17 protein-coding genes and 1 pseudogene are annotated in these 20,501 nt (G+C 60.3%); 6 read left to right on the top strand and 12 right to left on the bottom strand.

The window, feature by feature from the left end:
• Window positions 1-9: 9 nt before the first annotated feature.
• Window positions 10-1,389 (bottom strand): gamma-mobile-trio recombinase GmtY, encoded by a 1,380-nt coding sequence (gmtY, locus tag ACW9IN_RS05115; protein ID WP_457364852.1) that lies wholly within the window; start codon window positions 1,387-1,389, stop codon window positions 10-12.
• A 160-nt stretch (window positions 1,390-1,549) separates the two neighbouring features.
• On the opposite strand from gmtY, the pseudogene ACW9IN_RS05110 reads away from it, so the two are divergent.
• Window positions 1,550-2,116: pseudogene (locus tag ACW9IN_RS05110) on the top strand (ATP-binding protein); the annotation flags it as partial.
• Between the two features lie 38 nt (window positions 2,117-2,154).
• Here the strand turns inward: ACW9IN_RS05110 and ACW9IN_RS05105 are convergent.
• Window positions 2,155-4,131 carry a methyl-accepting chemotaxis protein gene (locus tag ACW9IN_RS05105; RefSeq protein WP_457364851.1) on the bottom strand — a complete coding sequence of 659 codons (1,977 nt, stop codon included), beginning with the start codon at window positions 4,129-4,131 and terminating at the stop codon, window positions 2,155-2,157.
• 178 nt (window positions 4,132-4,309) lie between these two features.
• Window positions 4,310-5,230, bottom strand: coding sequence for a LysR substrate-binding domain-containing protein (locus ACW9IN_RS05100; protein WP_457364850.1), 921 nt, complete (start codon window positions 5,228-5,230; stop codon window positions 4,310-4,312).
• Between the two features lie 150 nt (window positions 5,231-5,380).
• Here ACW9IN_RS05100 and ACW9IN_RS05095 point away from each other — a divergent pair, with 150 nt between their 5' ends.
• Window positions 5,381-6,775 carry a NorM family multidrug efflux MATE transporter gene (locus tag ACW9IN_RS05095; protein WP_457364849.1) on the top strand — a complete coding sequence of 465 codons (1,395 nt, stop codon included), beginning with the start codon at window positions 5,381-5,383 and terminating at the stop codon, window positions 6,773-6,775.
• A gap of 71 nt (window positions 6,776-6,846) precedes the next feature.
• Here the strand turns inward: ACW9IN_RS05095 and ACW9IN_RS05090 are convergent, their stop codons facing one another.
• Window positions 6,847-8,511, bottom strand: coding sequence for a putative bifunctional diguanylate cyclase/phosphodiesterase (locus ACW9IN_RS05090; protein ID WP_457364848.1), 1,665 nt, complete (start codon window positions 8,509-8,511; stop codon window positions 6,847-6,849).
• A 270-nt stretch (window positions 8,512-8,781) separates the two neighbouring features.
• Here ACW9IN_RS05090 and rep point away from each other — a divergent pair, with 270 nt between their 5' ends.
• Both rep and ACW9IN_RS05080 read left to right on the top strand, forming a co-directional pair.
• Window positions 8,782-10,791, top strand: a complete 2,010-nt coding sequence (gene rep / locus ACW9IN_RS05085) for a DNA helicase Rep (RefSeq protein WP_457364847.1) — start codon at window positions 8,782-8,784, stop codon at window positions 10,789-10,791.
• A 58-nt stretch (window positions 10,792-10,849) separates the two neighbouring features.
• Window positions 10,850-11,422, top strand: coding sequence for a xanthine phosphoribosyltransferase (locus ACW9IN_RS05080; RefSeq protein ID WP_457364846.1), 573 nt, complete (start codon window positions 10,850-10,852; stop codon window positions 11,420-11,422).
• Between the two features lie 150 nt (window positions 11,423-11,572).
• Here ACW9IN_RS05080 and ACW9IN_RS05075 read toward each other — a convergent pair whose 3' ends face one another.
• From ACW9IN_RS05075 to dadA, 6 genes are all read right to left on the bottom strand, one after another.
• Complete coding sequence (locus tag ACW9IN_RS05075) at window positions 11,573-13,516, bottom strand: acetyl-CoA hydrolase/transferase C-terminal domain-containing protein (protein ID WP_457364845.1); 1,944 nt, start codon at window positions 13,514-13,516, stop codon at window positions 11,573-11,575.
• A gap of 115 nt (window positions 13,517-13,631) precedes the next feature.
• Entirely contained in the window at window positions 13,632-14,045 is a 414-nt protein-coding gene (locus ACW9IN_RS05070) for a c-type cytochrome (RefSeq protein WP_457364931.1), read from the bottom strand.
• Between the two features lie 182 nt (window positions 14,046-14,227).
• Window positions 14,228-14,776, bottom strand: coding sequence for a cupin domain-containing protein (locus ACW9IN_RS05065; RefSeq protein ID WP_003176893.1), 549 nt, complete (start codon window positions 14,774-14,776; stop codon window positions 14,228-14,230).
• Between the two features lie 115 nt (window positions 14,777-14,891).
• Complete coding sequence (alr, locus tag ACW9IN_RS05060; RefSeq protein ID WP_457364844.1) at window positions 14,892-15,965, bottom strand: alanine racemase; 1,074 nt, start codon at window positions 15,963-15,965, stop codon at window positions 14,892-14,894.
• A 79-nt stretch (window positions 15,966-16,044) separates the two neighbouring features.
• Entirely contained in the window at window positions 16,045-16,398 is a 354-nt protein-coding gene (locus tag ACW9IN_RS05055; RefSeq protein WP_145158111.1) for a RidA family protein, read from the bottom strand.
• Entirely contained in the window at window positions 16,370-17,671 is a 1,302-nt protein-coding gene (gene dadA / locus ACW9IN_RS05050; RefSeq protein ID WP_457364843.1) for a D-amino acid dehydrogenase, read from the bottom strand. The genes ACW9IN_RS05055 and dadA overlap by 29 nt, the downstream gene beginning before the upstream one ends.
• Window positions 17,672-17,827: 156 nt before the next feature.
• On the opposite strand from dadA, the gene ACW9IN_RS05045 reads away from it, so the two are divergent.
• Window positions 17,828-18,316, top strand: coding sequence for an Lrp/AsnC ligand binding domain-containing protein (locus ACW9IN_RS05045; protein ID WP_003176896.1), 489 nt, complete (start codon window positions 17,828-17,830; stop codon window positions 18,314-18,316).
• Between the two features lie 56 nt (window positions 18,317-18,372).
• Here ACW9IN_RS05045 and ACW9IN_RS05040 read toward each other — a convergent pair whose 3' ends face one another.
• Window positions 18,373-18,726, bottom strand: a complete 354-nt coding sequence (locus ACW9IN_RS05040; protein WP_457364842.1) for a YkgJ family cysteine cluster protein — start codon at window positions 18,724-18,726, stop codon at window positions 18,373-18,375.
• 115 nt (window positions 18,727-18,841) lie between these two features.
• Between ACW9IN_RS05040 and ACW9IN_RS05035 the strand changes: the two genes are divergently transcribed.
• Window positions 18,842-20,134, top strand: coding sequence for an NAD(P)/FAD-dependent oxidoreductase (locus tag ACW9IN_RS05035; RefSeq protein WP_457364841.1), 1,293 nt, complete (start codon window positions 18,842-18,844; stop codon window positions 20,132-20,134).
• Between the two features lies 1 nt (window position 20,135).
• On the opposite strand, the gene ACW9IN_RS05030 is transcribed toward ACW9IN_RS05035, so the two are convergent.
• Window positions 20,136-20,360 (bottom strand): DUF1127 domain-containing protein, encoded by a 225-nt coding sequence (locus tag ACW9IN_RS05030; RefSeq protein ID WP_457364930.1) that lies wholly within the window; start codon window positions 20,358-20,360, stop codon window positions 20,136-20,138.
• Between the last annotated feature and the right edge of the window lie 141 nt (window positions 20,361-20,501).

The raw sequence follows: 20,501 nt of genomic DNA, 5'->3' as shown, positions 1-20,501 counted from the left end.
TCCACCATCCTACTGCCCAACTTCGTTAATTTCACTTGTGTTTGAATGTTTCAACGAAAGTTCTGCTTCCAGTTCGCGAAGTCCATCTCGTATATCCATGGCGGTCGGTTGTGTATAGGTCTCACTTGAAGCGATCGATGCATGATGCAAAGCACTTTTTATTTGTATTGGAGTAGCACCGGCTTTTGCCAATCGCTGACCGTATGCATGCCTATGCCCGTGAGGAGTTGTGCCGTAGAGCTTCTCGTATTCCAATCCAATACGCTCTACAGCTAACTTGTGCGCTTTTCTAAACATTCGATGAGAGTAAGGTTGCCCCTCTCTGTTGGTGAAGGCGTACGGGTGAACATTACCGCTTCTGGGCTTTACTCTTTGCTTAAGATGATAGTCCCTCCACAAGAGAGCAAAAGTCTGCGCGGCTTCATACGGATAGAAAAAAACCTCGAAACAAACACGATGGGGATCGGTAATCAACCCATTTTTCCAACCTAGGAAAAGCGGGTCCTTTGCCTTAACTAAGGTATTTCTAGATTTGAGGCCATAGCGCTTCTCTAGGAAGGTGGAGCGCTTGCTCCCGTCAGGTGCCTTTCCATATTCGGGATGGTACACTCGGATAACAACTTCCCCCGATTCAACAGTTACATCCTCACTCCATAGCGATAATGCCTCAGAGAGCCTAAGACCACCATAGTGCATAAGGTAAGTGATTATGGTGTTGCGAAGGTCAGTACGCGCAAGCGTATCGCGGGCCCGCCTGCGGAACCCCTCACGCACAAGTGCCTCCAGGTAATCATCCGGAAATGCTTTTGCAGGAGTTGTGCGCTCAACAGGTAATGCTTGAGAACGTATTTGTCGAGACTTCTGCGTATTTCGCTTCCCTTGCCAAAGATGCGATAGAAATGCATTGTGGCGACGATGCGAATAAGCTGCCCAATTTAATCGCTGCTCGTGGTTCGTAGCGTCTCGCCAGGGATTTAGCTGTAATTTATTTTCTTCATTGACAATAGCTAACCAGTCGGTAAACCGAGTTATATGGCTTATAATTGTATTCGCGTCATTGCGATGCCTCTGCTCCCACCATAATCCCGATGGATCGCGATAGTCACCAATCGTTCCTGTAAATAGCGCATCTGAAAAAGCCTTAAATAATGTTTTGGGTTCATCATAGTGCTCGTGATTGACTGCCACATACTCAACCAGTAGCCGCAACGAGAACGTTGCAGAGTCCTGCCATGATCGACTCCTTCGCCTGTTCAAATGCATGTACAAGACAAACTGATCGAGGATCCCTTGATCTGTCACGATGACGGGTAGAACCGACTGCAGGCCCGCTGCGTCAACGATCACGGTTCGGTATTCGCAGTGGGAAAACTCCAGAACAGTTCTCACGTTGCAAGCCCCCGGTTTTTGTTTTTTTGGGATCGTTTAGGGGTAACCCTAGTTCTCGACTTCCAAATATCAAGGTCATTTTTAGAAAATAGAGTCCGGTGGAGGGGTCAGATGCTTTCAGGAGGGACGAGTTTTAGGACATTGAATAGGGGTAACTAAACTGGAGGTCCTGCGAGAACCGCTGGAGTCGGGGCATATCGTGATTTCCCGAGCCCGTGACCGGGTCAGCTTCCCGGCGCGCTTTCAACTGGTGGCGGCGATGAACCCCTGCCCCTGCGGCTACACAGGCGACACCACCGGACGCTGTCGCTGTACGCCGGAACAAATCCAGCGCTATCGCAACAAGCTTTCGGGGCCGTTGCTGGACCGCATCGACCTGCATCTGACCGTCGCCCGGGAAAGCACTGCGCTGAACCCAGTACCGCAGGCCGGCGACGATACGGCGAGCGCATCGGCTCAGGTCGCCAGGGCGAGGGAATGTCAGCAACAGCGCCAGGGCTGTGCCAATGCCTTTCTCGATCTGCCGGGGTTGCGCGAACACTGCAAACTGGCGAAAACCGATGAGGGCTGGCTGGAAAGCGCGTGCGAGCGTCTGACGCTCTCACTGCGCGCCGCGCACCGGCTGCTGAAGGTGGCGCGTACCCTGGCGGATCTGGAACAGACGCAGGCAATCGCTCGTCATCATCTGCAAGAAGCCCTGCAATACCGGCCAGCAAGCATCACCTGATGCCAGGCACACAGGCTTGCCCAACACAGCACCAGGGATCAGCGGAAGCGGTCGACCTCTTGGCGCAAGCCGGCCGCCAGGGTTTCCAGTTCCTTGGCGGTGATCGCCAGATTCGACACCACCTCCCGCTGTTCGCTGTTGGCCAGCGCAATGCTTTGCAGGTTACTGCTGAGCACGTTCGCCGTGCTGCTCTGTTCCTGGGTCGCCGTGGTGATCGCGGCAAATTGCTGGCCGGCCGACCGGCTTTGCTCGTCGATACGCGCCAGGGCCGACGCCACGTCGGCGTTGCGCGACAGGCCTTCCTGCATCAGCACATTACCGCGCTCCATGGTGCTGATGGCATTGCCGGTTTCCTGCTGGATACTCTGAATCATCCCCGAGATTTCATCCGTGGCTTCACGGGTCCGCGAGGCCAGGTTGCGCACTTCGTCGGCAACCACCGCAAAACCCCGGCCCTGCTCGCCGGCCCGAGCGGCTTCGATGGCGGCGTTGAGCGCCAGCAGGTTGGTTTGTTCGGCAATGGAGGTGATCACACCGACGATCCCGCCGATTTCCTGGGAGCGCTGGCCAAGGGTGTTGATCACCGTGGCCGTGCTGTTCAGGGCCGTGGCGATATGTTCCAGCGAGGACGACGCCTCCTGCATCGACGCACGACCAATGCGGGTTTGCTGGGCGTTCTCCTGAGCCAGGCGCTCGGTGTTACCCATGTTGTCGGCGATGTTCAGCGAAGTGGCGCTGAACTCTTCTACAGCGCCGGCCATGCTGGTGATTTCACCCGACTGCTGCTCCATGCCTTCATAAGCACCGCCCGACAGGCCAGACAGTGCCTGAGCACGGCTGTTGACCTCTTCGGCCGCCTTGCGGATGTGCGACACCATCGTCGACAACGCCTCGCCCATCTGGTTGAAGCTGCGCGCCAATTGGCCGATCTCGTCGTGGCTGGACACATTGAGGCGCGCACTCAAGTCGCCCGCACCCAGCGCCTCGGCCTGGCGCACCAGGTCGCTCAACGGCGCCAGTTTGCTGCGCAACAGCCAGACCGTGGCACCCACCGCCAGCAGCATCGCCAATACGCTGCCGATCACCAGGCGAATACCCACGTCCCAGGTCACGGAGCGAATCTCGGCCTTGGGCATGCTCGCCACCACCGACCACGGGCCCCCTTCGAATGGCACCGAGACACTGTAGAAATCTTCGTTCTTGTCGCTCCAGAAGCGCCCGTCGCCTGGGTTTTTCGCCAGGTCGAGCATGACCGGAATCGCCTGGTCCAGCGCCTGTACGCCAGCCGGAGGCACCAACCAGTGTTTCTGTTCGTCGAGCAAGGCCAGCGAGCCGGTCTGGCCAATGCGGAAGCGTTTGAGGTTGTCGAACTGGGCCTTCTGCTCATCGGTGTAGTCGAAGCCGATAAACAGCACGGCGATCACCTTGCCGCTGGCATCGCGCACCGGGCTGTACTGAGTCATGTAGGAACGATCGAACAAAACCGCCCGCCCGATATAGGCTTGCCCGCCCAGCACGCGCTGGTACGCCGGGCCCTGGCGGTCCAGTACGGTGCCGATGGCACGGTTGCCGTCCTGCTTGGTCAGGGAGGTGCTGATGCGGATAAAGTCATCGCCACTGCGCACGAACACCGTGGCCACGCCGCCGGACATCTGCTTGAACTCGTCCACTTCAGCGAAATTGTTGTTCAGCACCTCGTCGCCCAGATAGAGGCTGGGGGTTTGCACACCCGCCACGGCGACCGGCTGGTCGGCGTGCACACTCAACCCGGCGCCAAAGCGCTTTTCGAACAGCCCGCTCAAACGCTGTGTACTCTCGCGCAAGGTACCGTGGAAGGTGTTGAGCTGGTCGGCGAGCAAGCGCGCCTCACTGGCCAAGTGTTCTTCGCGGGTATCGAGGTTGGCGGAGTCGAGGGAACGCAGGGCGAAAACAGTACTGCCGCTGATGACGACAGCCAGAATCACGGCCAATGCGAGGCCCAGTTGGGAGGCGATCCGAGCGCGAGGTTGAGACATGACAGCTCCTGGCCGAGGCCAGGATCATCCTGATCTCATAGCACAGCTCGGCAAATTATCTAGAAGGGAAACGTTGGTGCACGATGGTTCCAACACCCTTACTTCGGCGGGCCAGACCAATACTTGAGCGACCCGCAGGGGTATCCGGCAAACGATTGCATGAACGGTCGCCACGGCGTCAATCAAGACGCTCAACGACAGGCAGTGCCATCGCCTTCACTTCCCCCTGAAGAAACTCCGCCAGGCGCCGCAAACGCTCGCCACCCGGGCGGGTTTTCGGCCACACCAGGTAGTAGTTTTCGCCACTGGCCACGGCAGTGGGCCACGGCAGGCTCAAACGTCCCTGGGCAACGTCTTCGGCCACCATCAACAGGTCGCCCATGGATACACCGTAACCACGCGCAGCCGCGATCATGCCCAATTCAAGCGTATCGAAAACCTGGCCACCCTTGAGCGACACCTGGGATGACAACCCCATGCGCTCCAGCCAATTGCGCCAGTCACGACGGTCGGGAGTGGGGTGCAGCAACTCGGCGGCTGCCAATCGCTGTACATCCCAGGGACCGTCAGTCAGCAAGTTCGGTGCGCCTACCGGGATCAGCAGCTCGGGGAACAGGTAACTGGCCTCCCAGTCCGCCGGAAAATGCCCGTAGCTCAGCAACACCGCACAATCGAAAGGCTCCTGGTTGAAGTCCACTTCATCCACGCTCATCCAGGCACTGGTGAGTTGCACTTCGTTGCCCGGCTGCAACGCGCGAAAGCGACTGAGCCGCGCCAATAGCCAGCGCATGGTCAGGGTCGACGGCGCCTTCATGCGCAGGATGTCGTCTTCGGCGTTCAAGGTGTGACACGCCCGCTCCAGCGCGGCGAACCCTTCACGCACACCGGGCAGCAACAAGCGCGCCGCCTCGGTCAGCTGCAAGGTACGCCCGCTGCGCTGGAACAGCCGACAGGCGAAATGCTCTTCCAGGGTACGGATGTGCCGGCTCACCGCACTTTGGGTAATGGACAACTCCTCCGCCGCCCGGGTGAAGGAGTGGTGCCGAGAGGCTGCCTCAAAGGCACGCAGAGCATAAAGCGGAGGAAGACGACGTGACATCCGGAAAACTCCTATAGCGCATCGACGTAACGTAACAGATTCATCCGGCATGAGTTTTAATCATGCGAACAATCGCTTTTATCCCTTTGTGCAATCGGTCGCGAGCGCCGAGAATCGACCCTTCCCCTACCCTCTGACTTTTAGAGCGTGATGATCATGCAGCATCCGGCGCGTACCGAACTCTGGGCCATTTTGCGGCTGTCAGGGCCGTTGATTGCTTCACAGTTGGCCCACATGCTGATGGTGCTGACCGACACCCTGATGATGGCCCGCCTGAGTCCCGAAGCCCTGGCCGGGGGTGGGCTGGGGGCGGCCAGTTATTCATTTGTGTCGATTTTCTGCATCGGCGTGATCGCCGCAGTCGGCACGCTGGTGGCCATCCGTCACGGCGCGGGCGATATCGAGGGTGCCACTCGCCTGACCCAGGCCGGTCTCTGGCTTGCCTGGCTGATGGCCCTGGCCGCCGGCCTGCTGCTGTGGAACCTCAAGCCGTTGCTGCTGATGTTCGGCCAGACCGAAACCAACGTGCAGTCCGCCGGGCAATTCCTGACGATCCTGCCGTTCGCCTTGCCCGGCTACCTGAGTTTCATGGCGTTGCGCGGCTTCACCAGTGCCATCGGCAAGGCCACACCCGTGATGGTGATCGCCCTGGGCGGCACTGTGCTCAATTACCTGCTCAACCACGCGTTGATCGAAGGAATGTTCGGCCTGCCGAAACTGGGCCTGATGGGCATTGGCCTGGTGACTGCGATTGTCGCCAACGGGATGGCGCTGGCACTGATGTGGTACATCCGCCACGACCGCACGTACGCCGCCTACCCGCTGAGCACCGGCCTGCTGCGTCTTAACACCCAATACCTGCGTGAACTGTGGCGTCTGGGCCTGCCGATTGGTGGTACCTACGCCGTGGAAGTCGGGCTGTTTGCCTTCGCTGCGCTGTGCATGGGCACCATGGGCAGTACGCAACTGGCGGCCCACCAGATCGCCCTGCAGATCGTTTCGGTGGCGTTCATGGTGCCGGCGGGGATGTCCTACGCAGTGACCATGCGTATCGGCCAGCATTACGGCGCCGGGCAGTTGCTGCACGCGCGCATGGCCGGCCGTGTCGGCATAGGCTTTGGCGCCGCCGTGATGCTGGGGTTTGCCGCCATGTTGTGGCTGTTTTCCGATCCGCTGGTAGGACTGTTCCTAGACCATGACGACCCGGCATTTCACAACGTGATCGTCCTGGCCGTCAGCCTGTTGGCCGTGGCGGCCTGGTTCGAGCTTTTCGACGGTGTGCAGACCATCGCCATGGGCTGCATCCGCGGTCTGAAGGATGCGAAAACCACCTTTCTGGTCGGGCTTGGTTGCTATTGGCTGATCGGCGCACCTTCGGCCTGGCTGATGGCCTTCCACCTGGGCTGGGGGCCGACCGGCGTGTGGTGGGGCCTGGCGCTGGGCCTGGCCTGTGCTGCCATCAGCCTGACCTGGGCGTTTGAAATGAAGATGAAGCGGATGATTCGGCAGGAGCCCGAGGTTCGCGCTGAATTCCAGGCTATGTAGCCTGACCGGAGGATGTGTGCGGTCGATATGGGAGCTGGCAAGCCAGCTCCCACATTGATCAAGCTCCCAATTCAACCCAGCAGAGCCTGCCGACCCTTGCCGAATGTCAGGTACTCCACCAACTCCGAAAGCGGCAACGGCTTGCTGATCAGATAACCCTGGGCCTGGTCGCAGCCGAACAACCTCAGCAGGGCAAGCTGCTCCGGTGTTTCCACGCCCTCGGCCACCACTTCCAGGTTGAGGTTGTGGGCCAGGTTGATCATGGCGTGTACCAGCTTGCGGTTTTCTTCACGCCCCTCCATGCCGCCGACAAAGCTCTTGTCGATCTTCAACAAGGCGATGGGCAGGCTGTTGAGGTGCACGAACGATGAAAAGCCGGTGCCGAAGTCGTCCAGCGAGAACCGCACGCCCAAACGGCCGAGGGCGTCCATGGTCTGCTTGACCAGATCGCTGCGGCGCATCACTGCGGTTTCAGTCAGTTCGAATTCCAGCCATTGCGCTTCCACGCCGCGCTCGGCAATCAGCCGGCTGAGGGTCGACAGTAACTGGCTGTCCTGAAACTGACGGAACGACAGGTTGACCGCCATGTGCAATGGCGGCAGCCCGCGCTCGCGCAGGGCCTGCATGTCGCGCAGGGCCCGGGAGATTACCCAGTACCCCAACGGCACGATCAACCCGCTTTGTTCGGCCAGCGGCACGAACTCGCTGGGCGGCAACAGGCCGCGCTCGCCGTGACGCCAGCGCACCAACGCTTCAAGGCCGACGATATGCCCGTCGTCCAGGTCCAGGCGCGGCTGGTAGTGCAGCTCCAGTTCATCCCGACGCAGGGCACGGCGCAGCTCGCTTTCCAGGTCGGCCAGGCTGCGCGCGTTACGGTTGATCCGCTCGTTGAAGATGTGAAAGGTGCAGCCCTGGGTGCTCTTGGCCTGCTGCATGGCAATGTGGGCGTGCCACATCAGCGGGTCTGCCCCGGCGCGGGCACGGGCGTGCGCCACCCCCAGGCTGCAGCCGATCAGCAGGCTTTCGCCGTCCACCCAGTAGGGCTCGGCCATGACTTCGGTAATGCGCTCGGCCATCCACTCGGCACGCTGGGGTGCACGGCGGGTGTCGATCAGCAGGGCGAACTCGTCGCTGCCCAAGCGAGCCAGTTGATCTCCGACCTCGAGCTGGCTCTTGAGCCGCGAGACCACTTGCAGGATCAGCCGGTCGCCGGCCTGGTGGCCGAGGGCGTCGTTGGCGTGGCGGAAGTTGTCGAGGTCCAGGTGACCGAGGGCCAGGCCACGACCTTCGTTCTCGGCCAGCCGCGCCGCGAGCAGGGTCTGGAAGCCCTGGCGGTTGGCGATGCCGGTGAGCGGGTCCTGTTCGGCGAGGCGCTGCAGGGTCGTTTCGAGCACACCGCGTTCACGCACGTGACGCAGGCAGCGGCGCAATATGTCAGCGTCCAGTGCATCGCGCACCAACCAGTCACTGGCGCCCAAGGGCGAAACCAGCGGTTCCTGCTCCAGCAGCAGCACACACGGCAGGCTGCAACGGCCAGGTCCGGGTTGCAGGTCTGGCGTGGTCAGCAGCACGGCACCGTGATCGTCGTCGAAAAGACGACTCACCGAGTCCCAGTTTGGCGCACTGATCAGCACAGCCCCCTCGCCCATCGGCGCCAGGCACTCGCGCAACAACGCTGCCCACTCAGGCATATCGGCCAGTAGCAGCAAACGCAAGGGTTCGACAGGCGTAGACAAGCTAGCTCCCTAGACTCTGCAAGATTTCGTCGGCGGCGGGCATTATGACGTGCGACCGAATAATGACCAATGACATGGATTATCAACTACGCAGGCTGCGAGTATCAGTCGCGAATGTTAGCCGCAAATAATCCCCACATCCTGCGGCAAAGTATCAAAACCGGCAAATTTAGATCGAGCGGTACGTCACACTGTCGTTCTGTGAGAGCAGAATCCTGCGAGCCTGTTAAAATGCCCGCCCTTTTTGCTCAATGACCCCCTGAACTCTGTATGTCCCGACTCAATCCCCGGCAGCAAGAAGCCGTGAACTACGTCGGCGGCCCTCTATTGGTGCTCGCCGGCGCTGGCTCCGGCAAGACCAGCGTGATCACCCGCAAGATCGCGCACCTGATCCAGAACTGCGGCATCCGCGCCCAGTACATCGTCGCCATGACCTTTACCAACAAGGCGGCGCGGGAAATGAAGGAGCGCGTCGGCACCCTGCTGCGCGCGGGCGAAGGCCGTGGCCTCACGGTGTGCACCTTCCACAACCTGGGCCTGAACATCATCCGCAAGGAGCATGTGCGCCTGGGCTACAAGCCGGGCTTCTCGATCTTTGACGAGACCGATGTGAAGTCGCTGATGACCGACATCATGCAGAAGGAATACGCAGGCGACGACGGCGTGGATGAGATCAAGAACATGATCGGCGCCTGGAAAAACGACCTGATCCTGCCCGCCCAGGCCCTGGAAAACGCGCGCAACCCCAAGGAACAGACCGCCGCCATCGTCTACACCCACTACCAGCGCACGCTCAAGGCGTTCAACGCGGTGGACTTCGACGACCTGATCCTGCTGCCGGTGAAACTGTTCGAGGAACACGCCGATATCCTCGAAAAATGGCAGAACCGGGTGCGCTACCTGCTGGTGGACGAATACCAGGACACCAACGCCAGCCAGTACCTGCTGGTGAAAATGCTCATTGGCAAACGCAACCAGTTCACCGTGGTTGGCGACGACGACCAGTCGATCTACGCCTGGCGCGGCGCCCGCCCGGAAAACCTGATGCTGCTCAAGGAGGACTACCCCTCCTTGAAAGTGGTGATGCTGGAACAGAACTACCGCTCCACCAGCCGTATTCTGCGCTGCGCCAACGTGCTGATTTCCAACAACCCCCACGAGTTCGAAAAACAACTGTGGAGCGAAATGGGCCATGGCGACGAGATCCGTGTGATTCGCTGCCGCAACGAAGACGCCGAAGCCGAGCGCGTGGCCATGGAAATCCTCAGCCTGCACTTGCGCACCGATCGGCCCTACAGTGATTTCGCGATCCTCTATCGCGGCAACTACCAGGCCAAGCTGATCGAGCTGAAATTGCAGCACCACCAGGTGCCGTATCGCCTGTCGGGCGGCAACAGCTTTTTCGGACGCCAGGAAGTGAAAGACCTGATGGCCTACTTCCGCCTGATCGTAAACCCGGATGACGACAACGCCTTCTTGCGGGTGATCAACGTGCCGCGCCGGGAAATCGGCTCCACCACCCTGGAAAAGCTCGGCAACTACGCCACCGAACGCAAGATTTCGATGTACGCCGCCACCGACGAAATCGGTCTGGGCGAGCACCTGGACACGCGTTTCACCGATCGTCTGTCGCGTTTCAAGCGCTTCATGGACAAGGTCCGCGAACAGTGCGCCGGCGAAGACCCGATCAGCGCCCTGCGCAGCATGGTCATGGACATCGACTACGAAAACTGGCTGCGCACCAACAGCTCCAGCGACAAGGCCGCCGACTACCGCATGAGCAACGTGTGGTTCCTGATCGAGGCGCTGAAAAACACCCTGGAAAAAGACGAAGACGGCGAAATGACCGTCGAGGATGCCATCGGCAAGCTGGTACTGCGCGACATGCTCGAGCGCCAGCAGGAAGAAGAAGATGGCGCCGAAGGCGTGCAGATGATGACCCTGCATGCCTCCAAGGGCCTGGAATTTCCCTACGTGTTCATCATGGGCATGGAAGAGGAAATCCTCCCGCACCGCTCCAGCATCGAAGCCGACACCATCGAAGAAGAACGCCGCCTGGCCTACGTGGGCATTACCCGCGCACGTCAGACCCTGGCCTTCACCTTTGCCGCCAAGCGCAAGCAATACGGCGAGATCATCGATTGTGCCCCCAGCCGGTTCCTGGATGAGCTGCCGCCGGACGACCTGGCCTGGGAAGGCAATGACGACACCCCGACCGAGGTGAAGGCCGTTCGCGGCAATACCGCCCTGGCGGATATACGCGCGATGTTAAAGCGCTAGAATCGACTACTTTTCAATCTACTTTCGGCGCACGTCGCGCCATTAGAGGAAGCTTTCCGTGGAAGCACTGCACAAGAAAATTCGCGAAGAAGGCATCGTGCTTTCCGATCAGGTACTCAAGGTCGACGCCTTTCTGAACCACCAGATCGACCCGGCCCTGATGAAACTGATCGGCGACGAATTCGCTGCGCTGTTCAAGGACTCGGGCGTCACCAAGATCGTCACCATCGAAGCCTCAGGGATCGCACCGGCGATCATGACCGGCCTGAACCTGGGCGTGCCGGTGATTTTCGCGCGCAAGCAGCAATCCCTGACCCTGACGGAAAACCTGCTGTCGGCGACCGTTTACTCCTTCACCAAGAAGGTCGAAAGCACCGTGGCGATATCCCCGCGCCACTTGACCAGCAGCGACCGTGTACTGGTGATCGATGACTTCCTGGCCAACGGCAAGGCGTCCCAGGCACTGATTTCGATCATCAAGCAAGCCGGCGCGACCGTGGCGGGCCTGGGGATCGTGATCGAGAAGTCGTTCCAGGGCGGCCGTGCAGAATTGGATGCGCAGGGTTATCGGGTTGAATCGCTGGCGCGGGTGAAGTCGCTGGAAGGCGGCGTCGTCACTTTCATCGAATAATCGGGAACACACCCAATATTCAGGGTGGGCACTCATTCAAAATGTGGGAGCTGGCTTGCCTGCGATAGCGGAGTCTCAGACAACAGAGACGTTGCCTGTCAGGCCCTCATCGCAGGCAAGCCAGCTCCCACATTTGATTGACGGTAGCCGTTAGTGTGCGGTGGCCTGCAAGCCCGCCAGCAATAACCGCTGGTATAAATCCTCTTTCAACCCCTCCGGCTTATCCAACCGCATCCGCTTCAGATGCTCGGGAAACGCCTCTGGCTCCGGTGCATCCAGCGCCGCCTTGCCCAACTCCAGAATCTCCGTCAGCTTGAACTTGCTTTTGAGCCAGTTCAGCGCGCGCAACAAGTCCCGCTCTTCATCCGTGAAATCACTGCCCAGCGGATACTCCGGAAACAATCGGCGATGCCGCGCCTGGATGCCCTTGAGCCGCTCTGGCGTATTGTCGGCAAAACGCGGGTCGAGCTGGAAATCCCTGGGCAGCTTGCCGGCCTTTTGCGCCTGTTCGATCAGGTCACCCTGAAAGCGTGAGTCGGTAACATTGAGCAACGCCTCGATAACCTTGGCATCCGTCTGACCGCGCAAATCGGCAATTCCGTACTCGGTGATGACGATATCCCGCAGGTGCCGCGGAATCGTGCAGTGGCCGTACTCCCAGACGATATTCGAGCTGACCTCACCCGCCGCCTCGCGCCAGCTGCGCAGAATCAGGATCGAGCGCGCGCCCTCCAGCGCATGGCCTTGAGTAACGAAGTTGTATTGCCCGCCCACGCCGCTGAGCACGCGACCGTCTTCTAGTTGGTCGGCAACGCCGGCGCCCAGCAGCGTGACCATGATCGCGCTGTTGATAAACCGCGCATCCAGCCGTTGCAGGCGCTTGAGCTCTTCCTGGCCATACAGCTCGTTGATGTAGCTGATGCGCGTCATGTTGAATTCGAGACGCTTGGCGTGGGTCATTTCCTGTAAGCGCTGGTAAAAACTGCGCGGGCCCAGAAAGAAACCACCGTGGATAGAGATACCGTCGGGCTGCGCTGCGTCGTCGAGCGTACCGGCGTTGGCCTGCGCCTGCGTCGCCACATCCGGGTAGACCTTGCGGCGGACAATCCCCGCGTCCGCCAACACCAGCAGGCCGTTGACGAACATCTCGCTGCAACCGTAAAGGCCACGGGCGAAGGGATCGACACCGCCTTCGTGGCTGATCAACGGCGCCCACTGATACACGTCCAGGTCGGTCAGCAGCAATCGGTAGGCTTCGTTGTCCGCCTGGCGCGCCAGTAAAGCGGCGGTCAATGCATCGCCCATGGAGCCGATGCCGATCTGCAGGGTGCCGCCATCGCGTACCAGCGTGCTGGCATGCAGGCCGATGAAATGGTCCTGGAACCCCACCGGCATGTTCGGCGTGGAAAACAGCGTGGTGCTGTCTTTTTCATCGATCAGGTAATCGAAGGCGTCCATGCCCAGTTCGGCATCCCCGGGCATGTAGGGCAAATCACGATGGACCTGGCCAACGATCAGCACGGTTTCGCCAGCCTCACGGCGCTTGGCGATCATTGGCAGCAAGTCCAGGGTGATATCGGGGTTGCAGCTCAGGCTCAGGCGATCAGGGTGCTCGGCGCTGCTCGCCACCAGTTGCGCCACCAGGTTCAGGCCAGCCGCGTTGATATCACGGGCGGCATGGCTGTAGTTGCTGCTGACGTAATCCTGCTGCGCCGACTCACTGTGCAACAAACTGCCGGGCTGCATGAAGAACTGTTGCACGCGAATGTTGGTGGGCAACTTGTCCTTGTGCAGGTCGGCGAGAAAATCCAGTTCGGGGTAATCACCAAACACGCGCTCGATGAAGGGTTCGAGAAAGCGCTTCTGCAAACCATCACCCATCGTTGGGCGACCCAGGGCCAGTGCGGTGTAGATCGTCAACGTGCGCTCCGGCAACTTGGCAATCCGCCGATACAGCGCGTTGACGAACAGGTTGGGCTTGCCCAGGCCCAGGGGCATGCCCATGTGGATATGCGCCGGCAAGCGCGCCAACACGTCATCAACTGCTTGCTCGATTGAACACAACTGCACGGTCCGACCTCCTGAACATTCCATGATTAGGGGTTGGACCGAGCTTGCCGGGTCTTTGCTGCAATGAACAGCGTTGAAAGACAAATACCAGGCACAAAAAAACCGCTCGCAAGCGGCTTTTTTGGCGAAGGTCGGCGATTTAGAGCCCCGACATCTTCTTGATCGCGCCCTTGAGGTCATCATCCGAGCAATCCGCGCAGGTGCCTTTTGGCGGCATGGCGTTGATGCCCGTGATCGCCTTGGCCAGGATGCCGTCGAGGCCGCCCTGGTGATCGGCGCGCTCTTTCCACGCGGCGGTGTCGCCGATTTTTGGCGCGCCCAGCAGGCCGCTGCCATGGCAGGCGTTGCAGTGTTTGGCGATCACTTCGTCCGGCGTCTTCGCCCCACCGCCACCACCAGCGGCCACCGCGACTTCCATGCCCTTGCACTCCTTGCCCTGGACGCAGACCTGGCCCACAGGCTCCAGGCGCTTGGCAATTTCATCATTGGTCGCAGCTTGAGCGCTGACAGCCCATAGGGCCAGTACGGTTGCTGGTGCAGCCAGCATTTTCATAATTAGGTTCACGCGTTCACCCTCAATGGTGGCTATTCACGCCTGCGGCCACGGTTTCGCAGGCGGCGAAAGTATAACGGTTAGCCCGCCGGGCCGAAACAACCCTATTAAATAAAGGGAGATTCGACCTTGCGGAATACAGCTACGGGTGTGTCTGCAACGCTGGCAGCACGCCTCTTCTGTCAAAAGTTCGCCGGTGTGGCTGCGCTGATTAGTCGCGCCGGCACATCGAACGGGTTGCGAAAACGATGGGGCTTGGTGCTTTCAAAGTAGTAGCTATCGCCGGCTTCGAGCACAAAAGTTTCAAGTCCGACCACCAATTCAAGGCGGCCTTCCACCAGAATCCCGGTTTCTTCGCCTTCGTGGGTGAGCATTTCTTCGCCAGTGTCGGCGCCAGGCGGATAAATTTCGTTGAGAAACGCAATCGCCCGGCTGGGGTGCGCCCGGCCTACCAGTTTCATGGTGACGGCGCCGTCAGAGATGTCGATCAGCTCATTGGCTTTATAGACGATCTGCGTGGGTATTTCCTGGAGGATCTCCTCGGAAAAGAACTCGACCATGGACATGGGGATGCCGCCCAGCACCTTGCGCAAGGAGCTGATCGAGGGGCTGACGCTGTTTTTCTCGATCATCGAAATGGTGCTGTTGGTGACGCCCGCACGCTTGGCAAGCTCACGCTGGGAAAGACCTTTGAGTTTACGGATGGATTGCAGTCGTTCGCCGACGTCCAATGCAGGAGCCTCCTAGGATTCAGGCGTTGTTGTAGTGAGCGTTATCATGGCGACAGCGTTCAGTATTTACAACACTTGGGCCTAAATCCGGGCGACCGTCATCCGTAGGGCCGCGTCAGGCGCCGGAATAGAGCCTTGGCACGCGGCGCAGGTTGCAGAAAATCTGGTACGGAATGGTCTCGGCGGCAGTCGCAACGTCACTGGCGAGGATGTTTTTACCCCACAACTCCACCGGGGAGCCCAGCCCGGCCTGAGGCACATCCGTGAGGTCGATGCACAGCATGTCCATGGAAACGCGCCCCAGCAACTGGCTGCGCTGCCCGGCCACCAGCACCGGCGTACCGGTTGGCGCGTGACGCGGGTAGCCGTCGGCATAGCCCATGGCAACCACGCCGATACGCATCGGTTTTGGCGTAATAAACTTGGCACCATAGCCCACCGGCTCGCCGGCCGGCAGTTCGCGCACGCAGATGACTTTCGACTCCAGGGTCATCACCGGCTGCAACCGCGCGGCCACGGCCTGGTCTTCACCAAACGGTGTTGCACCGTAGAGCATGATGCCCGGGCGCACCCAGTCGCTGCTCACATTCGGCCAACCCATCACCGACGGCGAGTTGCGCAGACTGGTTTCTGCCGACAAGCCTTGGCGCGCCGCTTCGAATACCGCCACTTGCTCGTTGCTGCGTACACAGTCGAGCTCATCGGCGCGGGCGAAGTGGCTCATCAGGACGATTTTCCCAACCTTGCCGCTCGCCAGCAGGCGCTGATAAGCCTCGTGATAATCCTTGGGGTGCAGACCGACACGGTGCATGCCCGAATCCAGCTTGAGCCAGACGGTCAGCGGCTTGCTCAGCCTGGCTTGCTCGATCGCGTCCAACTGCCATAACGAATGCACCACGCACCACAAATCATGCTCGTTGATCAGCGGCAGCTCGTCAGCCTCGAAAAAGCCTTCGAGCAACAGTACCGGCGCACGAATCCCCGCCGCGCGCAGCTCCAACGCCTCTTCGATACACGCCACGGCAAACCCATCGGTCTCAGCTTCCAAGGCCTGGGCCACACGCACGGCACCGTGCCCGTAGGCATCGGCCTTGACCACGGCCAGGGCCTTGGCCCCCGTGACTTCACGGGCCAATTGGTAGTTGTGGCGCAGGGCTTGGAGATCGATCAGGGCACGGGCAGGACGCATGGCGGCAGGCTTCTAGGCGGCAGAGTGAAGAAAAACCGGTACCGACCGACAACGTCGGCACCGGGAGAGGGATCCAGGTTTAAGGCAGGGCCGCCACAACGGACAGCTCTACCAGGATTTCCGGTTCGCACAGCTTGGCTTCGACAGTGGCACGGGCCGGAGCAACGCCCTTGGGCAACCACTTGTCCCACACCGCGTTCATGCCGGCGAAGTCGGCGTCGATGTCTTTCAGGTAAATCGTCACCGACAGCAACTTGCTTTTATCGGTGCCGGCCAGGTCCAGCAAACGCTCGATATTGGCCAGGGTTTCACGGGTCTGCTGTTCAATGCCGGCACTCATGTCGTCGCCGACTTGCCCGGCCAGATACACGGTACCGCTGTGAACGACGATCTGGCTCATGCGCTCATTGGTGAGCTGGCGCTGGATGGACATGCTTTGCAGACTCCTGGTGGTTGCCATAACGGGAAATGTCGAGGCCGGCCGCACTGATCTGCGGTGTTTTCTTCGCCATCAGGTCGGCCAGCAAGCGCCCGGAACCACAGGCCATGGTCCAGCCGAGGGTGCCGTGGCCAGTATTCAGGAACAGGTTCTTGAACGGGGTGGCACCGACAATCGGCGTGCCGTCGGGAGTGGTCGGACGCAGACCGGTCCAGAAACTGGCTTCGGTCAAGTCGCCGCCCTGAGGATAAAGGTCGTTGACGATCATCTCCAGGGTTTCGCGCCGACGAGGATTCAGCGACAGGTCAAAACCGGCTATTTCAGCCATGCCGCCGACGCGGATACGGTTGTCGAAACGGGTAATCGCGACCTTGTAGGTCTCGTCGAGAATGGTCGAAGTCGGCGCCATCGCCGGGTTGGTGATCGGCACAGTCAGCGAGTAGCCCTTGAGTGGGTACACCGGTGCCTTGATCCCCAGTGGCTTGAGCAGCTTCGGCGAGTAACTGCCGAGGGCCAGCACGTAGCGGTCGGCGGTTTCCAGCTTGCCGTCGATCCACACGCCGTTGATGCGGTCACCAGCGTAGTCGAGACGCTGGATATCCTGTTCAAAACGGAACTCGACGCCCAGTTCCTTGCACAGGTCGGCCAGGCGAGTAGTGAATATCTGGCAGTCGCCGGTCTGGTCGTTCGGCAGGCGCAGGGCGCCGGCAAGGATGTCGGTGACGCTGGCCAGGGCGGGTTCGACGCGGGCGATGCCGGCGCGGTCGAGCAGCTCGAAGGGGACGCCGGACTCTTTAAGCACGGCAATATCCTTGGCCGCGCCGTCGAGCTGGGCCTGGGTGCGGAACAGCTGGGTAGTCCCCAGGCTACGGCCCTCGTAGGCAATGCCGGTCTCGGCACGCAGTTCATCAAGGCAATCACGGCTGTACTCGGACAGCCGCACCATGCGCTCCTTGTTTACGGCATAGCGGCTGGCGGTGCAGTTGCGCAGCATCTGCGCCATCCACAGGTATTGATCGATGTCGCCGGTGGCCTTGATCGCCAGCGGCGCGTGGCGCTGCAACAGCCACTTGATGGCCTTGAGTGGCACGCCTGGCGCAGCCCAGGGCGAAGCATAGCCTGGAGAGACCTGGCCGGCGTTGGCGAAACTGGTTTCCATGGCAGCGGCAGGCTGACGGTCGACCACGACCACTTCAAAACCGGCCCGCGCCAAATAGTAGGCACTGGTCACACCAATGACGCCGCTACCCAAGACCAGAACGCGCATTTTTATATCCTCATCGCGGGCGTGGCCGCTGACGTGTGTTGTTCGAGCAATGATGTGCGCAGTGTAAAAAACTATTGCCAGTGCATTTCACTATATAAGCACCTATATTTGGCGACAATTCTTGGCAAAAACCCTTTTCACAGAGGCGTATCCCCTATGCGTACCAACACCCAGACCAAGCGGGAGCTGGACAAGATCGACCGCAACATCCTGCGCATCCTGCAAACCGACGGGCGCATTTCGTTCACGGAGCTGGGCGAAAAGGTTGGGCTGTCGACCACGCCGTGCACCGAGCGGGTACGCCGCCTGGAGCGCGAAGGGATCATCATGGGCTACAACGCGCGGCTCAACCCGCAACATTTGAAAGGCAGCCTGCTGGTATTTGTCGAGATCAGCCTCGATTACAAGTCCGGCGACACCTTTGAAGAATTTCGTCGCGCCGTGCTGAAGCTGCCCCATGTATTGGAGTGCCACCTGGTGTCCGGGGACTTTGACTATCTGGTGAAAGCGCGCATTTCGGAGATGGCGTCGTACCGCAAACTGCTCGGCGATATCTTGCTCAAGCTGCCCCATGTGCGCGAGTCCAAGAGTTATATCGTGATGGAGGAAGTGAAGGAGAGCCTGAACCTGCCGATCCCGGACTGACTGACACAACACCGTCAACTGTGGGAGCTGGCTTGCCAGCTCCCACATTAACCGAGTTAAACCAGCACTTGCCGTGTGCTGGCCATGTAGTCGTGAATCTGCTTCTCAACCCGTGGATGAATCAGCTCCACCGGCCTGCGCCCATTCGGGCACGGCAAGGTCTGGGTGGTGCCGAACAAGCGACAGATCAAAGGACGCTCGTCATACACCGTGCAGCCATTCGGTCCCAGGTGCACGCAATTGAGCTCATCCATGGCGGCGTCCTGCTCAGCGGCCGTCTTGCGGGGCAGGCGCGACATTTCCTCGGGCGATGTGGTCACCGGGCCACAACAGTCGTGGCAGCCGGGCACACACTCGAACGAAGGAATCTGCCTGCGCAATGCGCTGATTGTCTGACGGTTGCAACTCATCGAAACCCATACCGAACGGCGAACACGCGTGGATTCTGCCGCAAAACGCCCCGCGCAGACAGCTTCGCCTCACCGCTGTATCCTGCGTCAAATTTTCCAAACAGGGATGCTCCCCATGACCGCCAGCGCCCGGCACACCACGTCCTACTACGCAGCCAGCAGTGTGCCGCAACCCGATTACCCGGCGTTGACCGGAGAAATCACGGCGGATGTGTGTGTGGTCGGCGGAGGGTTTTCCGGGCTGAACACGGCACTGGAACTGGCCGAACGCGGCTTCAGCGTGGCGTTGCTGGAAGCGCGCAAGATTGCCTGGGGCGCCAGCGGGCGCAATGGCGGCCAGCTGATTCGCGGCGTCGGCCATGGGCTGGATCAGTTTGCCAATATCATCGGTACCGACGGCGTGCGCCAGATGAAGCTGATGGGCCTGGAAGCCGTGGAGATCGTACGCGAGCGCGTCGAGCGCTACCAAATCCCCTGCGACCTGACCTGGGGCTACTGCGACCTTGCCAACAAACCTCGCGACCTGCATGGCCTGGCCGAAGATGCCGAAGAACTGCGCGGCCTCGGCTATCGCCATGAAGTGCGCCTGCTGCATGCGGGCGAAATGGGCAGCGTGATCGGCTCCGACCGCTACGTGGGCGGCATGATCGATATGGGCTCCGGCCATTTGCACCCATTGAACCTGGCCCTCGGTGAAGCCGCAGCGGCGCAGCAATCGGGCGTGAAGTTGTTCGAGCAGTCCGAAGTCACCCGCATCGACTACGGCCCCACGCTCAACATCCACACCGCCCAGGGCAACGTGCGCGCCAAAACCCTGGTACTGGCCTGCAACGCCTACCTCAATGGCTTGAACCCGCACTTGAGCGGCAAAGTACTGCCCGCCGGCAGCTACATCATCGCCACCGAACCGTTGAGCGAAGCGCAGGCCGCCAACCTGCTGCCGCAAAATATGGCGGTGTGTGACCAGCGGGTGACGGTGGATTATTTCCGGCTGTCCGCCGACCTCCGCCTGCTGTTCGGCGGCGCCTGCCACTATTCCGGTCGCGATCCCAAGGACATCGGCGCCTACATGCGTCCGAAGATGCTGCACGTGTTCCCTCAGTTGGCCGACGTAAAAATCGACTATCAGTGGGGCGGCATGATCGGCATCGGCGCCAACCGCCTGCCGCAGATCGGACGGCTGGCAGACCAGCCCAACGTGTATTACGCCCAGGCCTACGCAGGCCATGGACTGAATGCCACGCACCTGGCCGGCAAGCTGTTGGCCGAAGCCATCAGCGGTCAGCAGCAGGGCCGTTTCGACCTGTTCGCCCAGGTGCCGCACATCACCTTCCCCGGCGGCGAGCACCTGCGCTCGCCGCTGCTGGCGCTGGGGATGCTCTGGCATCGCCTCAAAGAGCTGGTGTGAATCAGCTGCGCCAGAAGGGTTTCAAACCTTCCTGACGCGCTTGTTCGGCGCTCAGCCCGACATCGCGCAATTGCTCGGGGGTCAACTCCAGCAAGGCTTTGCGGGTATGACGACGGCGCCAGAACGCATCCCAGCGACTCAGAGCGGGCACGGACAACACCCGCTCCTGCCCCGCTTCCAGTTCCTGACCGTGTAACGCCAACCGCACATCGCTCATGCCGCTCATTTTGCTGCCCCTCATTTGCCTGTTGCCATGAGTGACTAGAATGGGCGGATGACAAAAACCAATACAGATTCAACCCATATTTATTAAATCCATACAGATACTGCCTATCGACGGCTGAATCCTGTATTTTTCCCTCATCTG

It is taken from the genome of Pseudomonas sp. SDO5271_S396 (assembly GCF_054071795.1).
The sequence above is the reverse complement of the archived record's forward strand: the minus strand, read 5'-3'. Positions and strand labels throughout refer to the sequence as shown.